This is a genomic window from Paenibacillus profundus, assembly GCF_021369635.1.
Lineage (GTDB): Bacteria > Bacillota > Bacilli > Paenibacillales > Paenibacillaceae > Paenibacillus_B > Paenibacillus_B profundus.
In genome coordinates, this window is the sequence record NZ_JAJNBZ010000031.1 from 29,117 (window position 1) to 42,048 (window position 12,932).

The window sequence follows — 12,932 nt, forward strand, 5'->3', positions numbered from 1 at the left end:
GACACAAAACAGGTCTATAAGCCTATTTAAATTTCAATGAATGCATGATTTAAGCTTTATTATACAAGTCTTGCGTAAAAAACAAAGAGAGAACGATGAACGAACTGTGAATTTCCAATGATGGTTATGTAAAAAAATAATATAAAAAACCCCCTGTCCCGAAGGACAAGGGGTTCTATGAAGCGCCGACTACTGCCGGCGGCTTACATTATTTGATGATGGATGCAACCGCACCAGCACCTACTGTACGGCCACCTTCGCGGATAGCGAAGCGAGTACCTTCTTCAATCGCGATTGGATTGATCAGGTTAACAGTAACTGTGATGTTGTCACCAGGCATAACCATTTCAGTGCCTTCTGGCAAATCGATTACACCAGTTACGTCCGTTGTACGGAAGTAGAACTGTGGACGGTAGCCAGTGAAGAAAGGCTTGTGACGGCCACCTTCTTCTTTAGTCAACACGTACACTTGTGCAGTAAACTCAGTGTGTGGTTTAACCGAAGCTGGTTTAGCCAATACTTGACCGCGCTCGATGTCTTTACGGTCAACACCACGGAGCAATGCGCCGATGTTGTCGCCCGCTTGAGCGGAATCAAGAAGTTTACGGAACATTTCAACGCCCGTAACAACACATTTACGAGTTTCTTCTTGAATACCAACGATTTCAATCTCGTCGCCGACTTTAACTGTACCACGCTCTACACGGCCAGTAGCAACTGTACCGCGGCCTGTGATGGAGAATACGTCCTCGACAGGCATCAAGAAAGGCTTATCAGTGTCGCGCTCTGGAGTTGGGATGTACTCGTCAACTTGGTTGAACAATTCGACGATTTTTTCAGCCCATTCTCCTTCTGGGTTTTGAAGAGCTTCACGAGCAGAACCGCGAATGATTGGAGTATCGTCGCCAGGGAATTCATATTCGCTAAGAAGATCACGAATTTCCATTTCAACCAATTCCAACAACTCTTCGTCTTCAACCATGTCGCATTTGTTCATGAATACGACGATGTAAGGTACGCCTACTTGGCGGGAAAGCAAGATGTGCTCACGAGTTTGCGGCATTGGGCCGTCAGCTGCGGATACAACGAGAATCGCGCCGTCCATTTGAGCAGCACCCGTGATCATATTCTTAACGTAGTCGGCGTGACCTGGGCAGTCAACGTGAGCATAGTGACGGTTATCCGTCTCATACTCAACGTGGGAAGTGGAAATTGTGATACCGCGTTCGCGCTCTTCTGGAGCTTTATCGATTTGATCGAATGCGATAGCGGATCCACCGCCGTATTTTTTTGCCAGAACTGTAGTGATTGCAGCAGTCAAAGTTGTTTTACCATGGTCAACGTGACCGATCGTACCGATATTAACGTGCGGTTTCGTACGTTCAAACTTAGCCTTTGCCATTTGAACTAGTTCCTCCTTAATAAGTGGAATGTATGGTTTAATGGCTGGAAGCACACGGGCAAGCCATGCGCTCAGCCGATTGAAAACAATTCAAGGACGAATTACTCGCCTTTGTTCTTAGCAATAATCTCTTCCGAGATGTTGCGTGGAACTTCTTCATAGTGAGAAATCTCCATCGAGAACACACCGCGGCCTTGTGTACCGGAACGAAGTGTTGTCGAGTAACCGAACATTTCTGCAAGAGGCACTTTAGCACGGATAATTTGTGCGCCTGCACGAGAATCCATACCTTCGATGCGACCGCGGCGAGAGTTCAGCATACCCATAACGTCGCCCATGTACTCTTCAGGCACAGTGACTTCGACTTTCATGATCGGCTCGAGCAAGCAAGGATTACACTTCTCTTTTGCTGCTTTAAGCGCCATAGAACCGGCAATCTTAAACGCCATTTCACTGGAGTCGACATCGTGGTAAGAACCATCGAAAATTGTCGCTTTAATATCAACGAGCGGGAAGCCGGCCAAGACACCGTTCTTCATCGACTCTTCGATACCGGCTTGTACCGGTGCGATGTATTCACGCGGAACGACACCACCGACAATTTTGTTCTCGAAGGTAAAGCCAACACCTGGCTCTTGCGGTGCGAATTCGATCCATACGTGCCCGTATTGACCACGGCCACCGGACTGACGTACGAACTTACCTTCAACCTTAGCAGCTGTACGGAATGTTTCACGATAAGCAACCTGAGGTTTACCTACGTTTGTTTCCACTTTGAACTCACGACGCATACGGTCAACGATGACATCAAGGTGAAGCTCACCCATACCGCCAAGAATCGTTTGTCCCGTTTCTTCATCCGTGTGGGCACGCAGTGTTGGATCCTCTTCCGTAAGCTTGGACAAAGCTACACCAAGTTTGTCTTGGTCTGCTTTTGTCTTCGGCTCAACGGCAATGTGGATAACCGGATCAGGGAAGTTCATGGACTCCAAGATTATCGGATTTTTCTCGTCGCACAGTGTGTCACCTGTACCTGTATCTTTCAAGCCAACTGCAGCCGCAATGTCACCGGAGAAAACTACGGCAATTTCTTCACGGCTGTTCGCGTGCATTTGAAGGATACGACCGATACGCTCGCGCTTGTTCTTCGTTGCATTCAGTACGTAAGAACCGGAGTTCAGTACGCCAGAGTATACGCGGAAGAATGTCAGCTTACCAACATAAGGGTCAGTCATAATCTTGAACGCGAGGGCCGAGAACGGCTCTTCGTCCGAAGAATGACGAATGGCTTCCGTACCATCTTCGAGATGACCTTGAATATCAGGCACATCCAATGGAGACGGCAGGTAGTCAACAACAGCGTCGATCATCATCTGAACGCCTTTGTTGCGGTAGGAAGATCCGCATACAACAGGGAAGATTTGAACGCTGCATACCCCTTTGCGAAGAGCTGCTTTCAGTTCAGGAACTGTAATCTCTTCGCCTTCAAGGTATTTCATCATCAAGTCTTCGTCGAGTTCTGCAATCTTCTCAACCATTTCCATGCGAAGCTCTTCAACTTTGTCTTTCAACTCAGCAGGAACTTCAGCTTCATCTACTTCTTTACCGAGGTCATCTTTAAAGATGTACGCTTTTTCCGTCATCAAATCGATGATACCTACGAAATCATTCTCTGCGCCAATCGGCAATTGAATTGCTACAGCGTTCGCTTTCAAACGATCTTTCATGGAATCAATAACGCCGAGGTAATCAGCGCCGATGATATCCATTTTGTTCACGTAAGCAATACGAGGCACGCCATAACGGTCAGCTTGACGCCATACCGTTTCGGATTGCGGCTCAACGCCTTCTTTTGCAGAGAAAACGCCTACGGCTCCGTCCAATACGCGAAGGGAACGCTCAACCTCTACCGTAAAGTCAACGTGGCCCGGAGTATCGATAATGTTAACGCGGTGACCTTTCCATTGTGCGGTTGTTGCCGCAGATGTAATGGTGATACCACGCTCTTGTTCTTGTTCCATCCAGTCCATTGTTGCAGAACCTTCATGAGTTTCACCGATCTTATGAGTACGACCAGTGTAGAACAAAATACGCTCCGTTGTCGTTGTTTTACCGGCATCGATGTGAGCCATGATCCCGATGTTACGCGTATTTGCCAAGGAGAACTGTCTTGCCATGGAGTGATCTCCCTTCAAAATGGGTTTGGTGACTCGATATTCGAGACCCTAATAGCTTTATTCTACCAACGGTAGTGAGCAAACGCTTTGTTTGCTTCAGCCATTTTATGCGTATCTTCACGTTTCTTAACAGCTGCGCCAGTGTTGTTGGAAGCATCGATAATCTCTGCTGCCAAACGCTCTTGCATTGTTTTTTCACCGCGGTTGCGCGAGTAGTTAACCAACCAGCGCAATCCCAAAGATGTGCGGCGCTCAGGTTTAACCTCGATAGGTACTTGATAGTTAGAACCACCTACACGGCGAGCTTTAACTTCAAGGACCGGCATAATATTTTTCAATGCTGCTTCAAACACTTCCATAGGATCATTCCCTGTACGTTCACGAACGACTTCAAATGCATCGTACAGAATTGTTTGAGCAACACCACGTTTACCGTCGATCATGATGCGATTAATCAGGCGAGTAACCAACTTGCTGTTATACACCGGATCCGGCAACACGTCGCGCTTAGGAACTGGACCTTTGCGTGGCATGTGAATCCCCCTTTCCAAATGACTTCATAAACGCGAACAATTACTTCTTCGCTTTTGGACGCTTCGTACCGTATTTGGAACGAGCTTGCATACGGTTGTTCACACCCGCAGTGTCCAATGCACCGCGAACGACGTGATAACGAACACCCGGAAGGTCTTTAACACGGCCGCCGCGCACAAGCACGACACTGTGCTCTTGCAGGTTATGACCGATACCGCCGATATAAGCATTCACTTCAACTCGGTTCGTCAAACGAACACGTGCATATTTACGAAGCGCGGAGTTCGGTTTCTTCGGAGTCAATGTACCTACACGAGTGCAGACACCGCGTTTTTGAGGCGCGCTCAAATCCGTTTCTTCGCGTTTCAACGCGTTGAACCCTTTTTGCAATGCTGGGGATTTGGATTTTTTGATTTTAGCTTCGCGGCCTTTACGTACCAATTGATTAATTGTTGGCATGTTGCCACCCCCTTCCCATAAAATTAAACACCTTTACAACTCATTCATTTAAGCCCACAGATCCAGGTGGTTCATAAATGAACAAATGAAAAGTTTTTGCCGTAGGACTACACCCTTAACAAAAACATAGGTTTCCTTATTCATCGCCATCGACGACAGCCACCATGGCAGCGCCCACTTCAATGCCGCATGCTTTGCCGAGATCGCGCATCGTGCTTACATATGTAAGCTTAACGCCCTTCTTCTCGCACAGCGCAATGACCTTGGACGTTACACGCGAGTCTGCGTCTTCTGCAACATACACTTCAATGGCCTTGTCATACTCAACCATCTTTAACGTTTGTTTCGTCCCAATTCTTACATTGCTATCCTGTAACCCTTTATCATTAGACATGAAACATGTTCCTCCAAAAGTACAGGTCATTGTCTCGGGCACACTACGATATAGTAGCACTTCAAAAACCGAGTGTCAAGCAGTTTTTTTACTTTTTATTCAAACTATCACTTCAAAAAAGAAAAAAACGAAGGAAGAGGCTCGTACCACAACTGCAGCAAGAATCCTCTGCGCTCGTGAAACAGAAAGCCAGTTGGCACCCTATCTTGCCGGGGTGCCAACTGACACATTCCGCTATCATTGTACAGCTAAGTCAAGCTTACTCCGAAGCGCCTACACCAGCAGGGTCCAGAGCGTCTTCCGTCACTTCTTCTTCCAGCGGATTGATTAGCTTCACGCTGCGGTAACGGTTCATACCAGTACCTGCAGGAATCAGCTTACCGATAATGACGTTCTCTTTCAAGCCGAGCAATTGGTCGACTTTGCCTTTGATCGCCGCATCGGTCAACACGCGCGTCGTTTCTTGGAACGATGCTGCCGACAGGAAGGAATCCGTCTCAAGAGACGCTTTGGTGATACCAAGCAAAATTGGTTTCGCCACAGCAGGTTCTTTTCCAGCAAGAATCGCATCTTTGTTGGCTGCTTCATATTCATGCATATCTACAAATGATCCTGGCAGAAGAATCGTGTCTCCCGCATCAACAATGCGGATTTTGCGCAGCATCTGCTTGATCATGACTTCAACGTGCTTGTCGTTGATTTCTACCCCTTGGTTCCGGTAAACGCGCTGAACTTCCTGTAAAATATAGTTCTGCACGCCGCGGATACCTTTGATGCGGAGCATTTCTTTCGGATCGATCGAACCATCTGTAATCTCGTCTCCGGCTTCGATCTGCGTGCCTTCGGTTACACGAATACGGGAACCATAGGTGACCGGGTACACTTTCGTCTCGGCTTCACCTTGGACTTCCACTTCACGACGGTCTTTAGCTTCACGAATCTCTTTGACGACACCGTCGATCTCGGAGATAATCGCTTGACCTTTCGGATTCCGCGCTTCGAAGAGCTCTTGGATACGCGGCAAACCTTGTGTAATATCGTCTCCAGCAACCCCACCGGTATGGAACGTACGCATCGTGAGCTGCGTTCCTGGTTCACCGATGGATTGCGCCGCGATAATACCGACGGCTTCCCCGATTTCCACGTGTTTGCCTGTTGCCAAGTTGCGGCCATAACAGATCTTACATACGCCATGACGGGCACGGCAGCTAAGCACAGAGCGAATTTGCAGCTTTTTAACACCGGCATTGACAATGGCTTCCGCCTTATCAGTGTCGATCAAATCGTTACGGTGAACGATAATCTCACCTGTTTCCGGATGACGAATCGTTTCAAAGGAATAACGGCCTTCAATTCGGTCGTACAAGCCTTCGATGACTTCTTTACCATCGGAGATATTGCTGACCATAAAGCCCTTGTCCGTACCGCAGTCGTCCTCGCGGACGATAACATCCTGCGCAACGTCAACAAGACGACGGGTCAAGTAACCCGAGTCCGCTGTACGGAGCGCCGTATCTGCGAGACCTTTCCGCGCACCGTGAGTGGAAATAAAGTATTCCAAGACCGTAAGGCCTTCACGGAAATTCGATTTGATTGGCAATTCGATAATCCGACCAGATGGGTTCGCCATCAGACCCCGCATACCGCCGAGCTGAGTAATCTGCGATTTGTTACCCCGTGCTTTCGAGTCTACCATGAGCATGATGTTGTTATAACGATCCATCGACTTCATGAGAATCTCGGTAATTTTATCCTTCGTCATGGACCAGACTTCAATAACACGGTCATAACGCTCGTCATTCGTAATCAGACCACGACGATATTGATTCGTAATGACTTTAACCTTCTCTTCGGATTCCTTCAGGATATCCACTTTCTCCGGAGGTACGATAACATCCGACACCGCAATTGTAATTCCGGCGCGTGTGGAGTACGTAAATCCGATCTGCTTGATACGGTCCAAAATGACCGACGTCTTCGTCGTATGGAATATATCGAAGCAACGGGCAATGATTTGACCGAGATAGTCTTTACCGACTGCCCCGGATTGCGGAATATTCTGAATAATTTCATGAATATTCGCGCCTTTTTCATAAATAAAGTAATGATCCGGAGTTCCCTCGAACAAGTTGCGCTTCGTCGCTTCGTTGATGTACGGGAAATCTTCCGGGAAGATTTCATTGAAAATAATGCGTCCTACCGTCGTAACGATAAACGCCTCTTGTTGCTTATCTGTAAACGATGTCTTCTTCAAAGCTTTCGCCGGAATTGCGACACGCGCGTGCAAGGATGCCGTACCGCGTTGGTATGCGGACACTGCTTCATTGGCAGTAGCGAAAATCATGCCCGAGCCTTCTGCTTCTTTGTTGTCCATCGTCAAGTAGAACGATCCGAGAACCATATCCTGAGATGGCGTAACGACCGGTTTACCGTCTTTCGGGTTCAAGATGTTACCGGATGCCAACATAAGCAAGCGTGCTTCTGCTTGCGCTTCTGCCGACAACGGAACGTGAACAGCCATCTGGTCACCGTCAAAGTCCGCGTTGTACGCCGTACAAACGAGCGGGTGAAGACGGATCGCACGGCCTTCGACCAAGATTGGTTCGAACGCTTGGATACCGAGACGGTGAAGCGTCGGCGCACGGTTCAACAGAACCGGATGCTCGCGGATGACTTCTTCGAGAACGTCCCATACTTCTGGGCTGACGCGCTCCACTTTGCGTTTTGCGCTCTTGATGTTATGTGCCAAACCTTTATTCACGAGCTCTTTCATGACAAAAGGTTTGAACAGCTCAAGCGCCATTTCTTTAGGCAAACCACATTGGTACATCTTCAAGTACGGACCTACAACGATAACGGAACGACCGGAATAGTCAACCCGTTTTCCAAGCAAGTTCTGACGGAAGCGGCCTTGTTTCCCTTTCAGCATATGGCTAAGCGATTTGAGCGGACGGTTCCCTGGTCCGGTTACCGGACGGCCGCGACGGCCATTATCAATCAGGGCGTCTACCGCTTCTTGAAGCATCCGTTTCTCATTCTGTACGATGATATCCGGTGCACCCAAGTCGAGCAAACGCTTCAAACGGTTGTTCCGGTTAATGACACGACGATATAGATCGTTCAAGTCGGACGTAGCAAAACGGCCGCCATCGAGCTGTACCATCGGACGAAGTTCCGGAGGAATGACCGGCAGCACATCAAGAATCATCCAATCCGGACTATTGCCGGAGTTACGGAATGCCTCGATGACTTCCAGGCGTTTGATAGCCCGGTTACGGCGTTGGCCTTGAGCGGTACGCAGCTCTTCTTTGAGCATATCCAGCTCTTTGTCCAAATCCAAATCTTGAAGCAGCTTCTTTACAGCCTCTGCACCCATACCAGCCTGGAACGCATGACCATATTTCTCACGGTAGCTGCGATATTCTTTTTCAGACAGCAATTGTTTTCTCTCAAGCGGCGTATCTCCTGGGTCCGTTACGACATAGGAAGCGAAGTAAATAATCTCCTCCAATGAACGCGGGGACATATCCAGCGCTAAGCCCATACGGCTCGGAATTCCTTTAAAGTACCAAATGTGCGATACCGGAGCGGCCAATTCAATATGCCCCATCCGTTCACGTCGTACTTTTTGGCGAGTTACTTCAACGCCGCATCGATCACAGACGACGCCTTTATAACGTACACGTTTGTATTTACCGCAATGACACTCCCAATCCTTCGTCGGCCCGAAAATCTTCTCGCAGAACAAGCCCTCTTTCTCCGGCTTCAGCGTGCGATAGTTAATCGTTTCTGGCTTCTTGACTTCGCCGCGAGACCACGAGCGAATTTTGTCGGGAGAGGCAAGCCCGATTTTCATAAATTCAAAATTGTTGACGTCCATCAAGGAGCGACCCTCCTTAATCTGTACTTGAGTTCACCGCTTTTGTTTTCACACAGGAAGCGGTCTTCTGTGTTCGAATCTATATGGATTGACGATGGCCGGAACGGCAAAGGAGCCGCCGACCATCGTCCGAACCAACAACGCTATCCTATTTGGGGAATTGTTACTCTACCACGTATTCGCCTTCCGCACCAAGATTCAACTTGTCTTGGGAGGCATCGTCATCTTCGTCCAATTCACGCATTTCAATTTCTTCTTCGTTCTCTGTCAAAATCTTGACGTCCATACCTAAGCTTTGCAACTCTTTGATCAAGACTTTGAATGACTCTGGAACGCCCGGCTCCGGTACATTTTCGCCTTTGACAATCGATTCGTACGTCTTCACGCGGCCGACAACATCGTCAGACTTGACGGTAAGAATCTCTTGCAAGGTGTATGCCGCACCGTAAGCCTCGAGTGCCCATACTTCCATCTCACCGAAACGCTGACCACCGAACTGTGCTTTACCACCGAGCGGCTGCTGCGTAACGAGGGAGTAAGGACCCGTGGAACGGGCATGAATTTTGTCGTCGACCATGTGCGCGAGCTTAATCATGTACATGACGCCGACCGTTACTTCACGTTCAAACTGTTCGCCCGTACGGCCGTCATACAACCGCGTCTTACCATTGCGCTGCATGCCAGCTTCTTCCATCGTATCGAACACGTCATACTCGGTCGCACCGTCAAATACCGGGGTAGACATATGCATGCCAAGATAGCGCGCTGCCATACCCAAGTGAACTTCAAGCACCTGACCGATATTCATCCGAGATGGAACGCCGAGTGGGTTCAAGACGACCTGAACCGGCGTGCCGTCCGGCAAGAATGGCATATCTTCTTCCGGGAGGATACGTGCGATGACACCCTTGTTACCGTGGCGCCCCGCCATTTTGTCACCCTCGGAAATTTTACGTTTTTGGGCAATATATACTCGAACGAGCTGATTGACGCCTGGCGGAAGCTCATCGCCATTCTCGCGCGTGAACACCTTAACGTCAACGACGATACCGTCGGTACCATGCGGTACGCGCAGGGATGTGTCACGAACTTCACGAGCTTTCTCACCGAAGATGGCGTGCAGCAAGCGTTCCTCTGCCGTCAATTCCGTAACCCCTTTTGGCGTTACTTTACCGACCAGAATGTCACCTGCTTTAATCTCAGCACCGACGCGGATAATGCCGCGCTCGTCAAGGTTCTTGAGCGCTTCTTCACCGACGTTCGGAATGTCACGAGTAATTTCTTCCGGTCCGAGCTTCGTATCACGGGCTTCGGATTCGTATTCTTCAATGTGAATGGACGTGTAGACGTCCTCTTTCACCAACTTCTCGGACAACAGAATCGCATCCTCGTAGTTGTAGCCTTCCCACGTCATAAACGCAACGACGACGTTGCGTCCGAGGGCCAACTCGCCCACTTCGGTGGAAGGGCCGTCCGCCAAGATATCGCCTTTTTTGACGATTTCGCCTTTTCTGGCAAGCGGACGTTGGTTAATGCATGTTCCTTGGTTGGAACGCATAAACTTCTGCAATTTATATTTCACGAGGTCGCCTTTGACCTCTTTGCCGTCCACTACTTCGACGCGACGCACTTGCACTTCATTAGCCGTTACGCGTTCAACGTAGCCGTCTACTTTGGATACGATACATACGCCGGAATCCTTCGCGGACTTATGTTCCATTCCCGTACCGACAAACGGCGCCTCCGGAATAAGCAAAGGCACAGCCTGCCGCTGCATGTTCGAACCCATGAGCGCACGGTTGGAGTCATCGTTTTCCAAGAACGGAATGAGCGCAGTCGCTACCGACACAACCTGCTTCGGCGAGACGTCCATGTAGTCCACACGTTCGCTCGGCATCGTCAAGATGTTGTCAGATTGCTTGTTGTAACGAACAATGATCATATCGTCCTGGAACGATCCATCATCATTCAACAGCGCATTCGCTTGGGCAATGACGTAATTGTCCTCTTCGTCCGCTGTCATGTAATCGATCTGTTCGGATACTTTGCCTGTCTTCGGATCCACCCAACGGTATGGCGCTTCAATGAAGCCGTACTCGTTGACACGGGCGAATGTAGACAAGGAGTTGATCAAACCGATATTCGGTCCCTCCGGCGTCTCAATTGGACACATACGGCCATAGTGAGAGTGGTGAACGTCTCGAACTTCAAAGCCCGCACGTTCACGTGTCAAACCACCGGGTCCGAGTGCAGACAAGCGGCGCTTATGCGTCAGCTCTGCAAGCGGGTTCGTCTGGTCCATAAACTGCGACAACTGTGAACTACCGAAGAACTCTTTAATCGATGCAATAACAGGTCGGATGTTAATCAGAGCCTGTGGTGTAATGACATTCGCGTCTTGTATCGACATCCGCTCACGAACAACACGCTCCATACGGGACAAGCCGATACGGAACTGGTTCTGAAGCAGTTCACCTACCGAACGCAGACGACGGTTGCCCAAATGGTCGATGTCATCCGTGCTGCCAATGCCATGCAGCAAGTTCATAAAGTAGTTGATAGACGAGATAATGTCCGCCGGCGTAATATTTTTAACGGTTTTGTCGATGATACCATTGGCGATGACTTTGATGACCTTGCCCTCTTCAATCGGCGAGAACACCTCAATCACCTGCATCGGAATATCGTCGCTTTCCAATACGCCACCCGCAACATGATAGGTTTTAAATCCAACGTTGCTTTCGAGACGAGGCAAAATTTCATCTAATAGACGACGGTCAATCATTTGACCTGCTTCTGCGATAATCTCACCCGTATCCGGATCGACCAGCGTCTCAGCCAAGCGGTGGTTAAACAAGCGGTTCTTAATGTGAAGCTTCTTATTCATCTTATAGCGACCAACATTCGCTAAATCATAGCGTTTAGGATCGAAGAAACGTGCGATCAGCAAGCTTCTCGCATTATCCAATGTCGGCGGCTCACCCGGACGCAAGCGTTCATAAATTTCAATCAGCGCTTTCTCCGTCGAATCTGTATTGTCTTTATCCAGCGTATTGCGGATATATTCGTCATGACCAAGCAAGTCTAAGATTTGTTCATCGGTACCAAAGCCCAAGGCACGAAGCAATACCGTCACCGGAATCTTCCGTGTACGGTCGATACGAACGTAAATAATATCTTTTGCGTCCGTCTCCAGTTCCAACCATGCCCCACGGTTCGGAATGACCGTCGCCGTGTAGGTTTTCTTCCCGTTCTTGTCAACTTTAGTACTAAAATAGACACTTGGGGATCGAACCAACTGGCTGACAATAACGCGTTCCGCACCATTGATGATGAACGTACCCGTTTCGGTCATAAGCGGGAAATCACCCATGAACACTTCCTGCTCTTTGACTTCTCCGGTCTCTTTGTTGAGTAGACGCACCTTTACCCGAAGCGGCGCCGCGTATGTTACATCGCGTTCCTTTGAATCATCGACCGAGTATTTTGGTTCGCCCAAGCTGTAATCAATAAATTCCAGAACTAAATTGCCTGTGAAATCCTGAATTGGCGAAATGTCTTGGAACATTTCACGCAATCCCTCGTCCAAAAACCATTCGTACGATTTCTGTTGGATTTCAATCAAGTTCGGAACTTCGAGTACCTCTTTGATTCGCGCGTAGCTGCGCCGAGTGCGTCGTCCATACTGAACAAGATGTCCTGCCAACTTTAACTCACCCCTCATGTCTACTACAAAAATGGATTGCGAATCCTTTTCGGTATCCTTTATAATAAAGTCCACGAAAGAGACTCTGAAACAAGTTGAAAATGTAGAAAATAAAGCAAAAAGAAAAACGCACGTTCACGGCAAAAATGCGAATTGCGATGGACGCCGTTTCCCCGTGCCGCCGTTTCATGTTGTCGTTTGTCCTTCATATCGATAGACTTGCCCAAAATGTAAACATTATACGTCAATTCCTAAAAAAGTATGCACCGTTTTAAAAAAAGACTTGACATTTTGGTCATGTAAAGACATGAAGTCCATCCTAATACTGACATTTTATAATAATATCACATTGGGCATATGAAGTCAACTTGGAAATTGTG

Annotated in this window: 7 protein-coding genes; all 7 read right to left on the minus strand. The window is 48.5% G+C overall.

The window, feature by feature from the left end; translation table 11 throughout:
- Positions 1-208: 208 nt before the first annotated feature.
- The 7 genes from tuf to rpoB all read right to left on the minus strand — a co-directional run bounded on the left by tuf (position 209) and on the right by rpoB (position 12,552).
- Complete coding sequence (tuf, locus tag LQV63_RS25120; protein WP_019420694.1) at positions 209-1,402, minus strand: elongation factor Tu; 1,194 nt, start codon at positions 1,400-1,402, stop codon at positions 209-211.
- A 101-nt stretch (positions 1,403-1,503) separates the two neighbouring features.
- Positions 1,504-3,579: an elongation factor G gene (gene fusA / locus LQV63_RS25125; RefSeq protein ID WP_019420693.1), complete on the minus strand. Its 2,076-nt coding sequence runs from the start codon at positions 3,577-3,579 to the stop codon at positions 1,504-1,506.
- Between the two features lie 62 nt (positions 3,580-3,641).
- A complete protein-coding gene (rpsG, locus tag LQV63_RS25130; RefSeq protein ID WP_019420692.1) occupies positions 3,642-4,112 on the minus strand; it encodes a 30S ribosomal protein S7 in 471 nt (156 codons plus the stop codon).
- A 40-nt stretch (positions 4,113-4,152) separates the two neighbouring features.
- Positions 4,153-4,572 carry a 30S ribosomal protein S12 gene (gene rpsL, locus LQV63_RS25135; RefSeq protein WP_019420691.1) on the minus strand — a complete coding sequence of 140 codons (420 nt, stop codon included), beginning with the start codon at positions 4,570-4,572 and terminating at the stop codon, positions 4,153-4,155.
- A 136-nt stretch (positions 4,573-4,708) separates the two neighbouring features.
- The gene (locus tag LQV63_RS25140; RefSeq protein WP_019420690.1) at positions 4,709-4,966 is read right to left on the minus strand and encodes a ribosomal L7Ae/L30e/S12e/Gadd45 family protein; all 258 of its coding nucleotides are present in this window, start codon (positions 4,964-4,966) and stop codon (positions 4,709-4,711) included.
- Positions 4,967-5,225: 259 nt separating this feature from the next.
- The gene (rpoC, locus tag LQV63_RS25145; RefSeq protein ID WP_019420689.1) at positions 5,226-8,846 is read right to left on the minus strand and encodes a DNA-directed RNA polymerase subunit beta'; all 3,621 of its coding nucleotides are present in this window, start codon (positions 8,844-8,846) and stop codon (positions 5,226-5,228) included.
- A 163-nt stretch (positions 8,847-9,009) separates the two neighbouring features.
- The gene (gene rpoB / locus LQV63_RS25150; protein WP_019420688.1) at positions 9,010-12,552 is read right to left on the minus strand and encodes a DNA-directed RNA polymerase subunit beta; all 3,543 of its coding nucleotides are present in this window, start codon (positions 12,550-12,552) and stop codon (positions 9,010-9,012) included.
- Between the last annotated feature and the right edge of the window lie 380 nt (positions 12,553-12,932).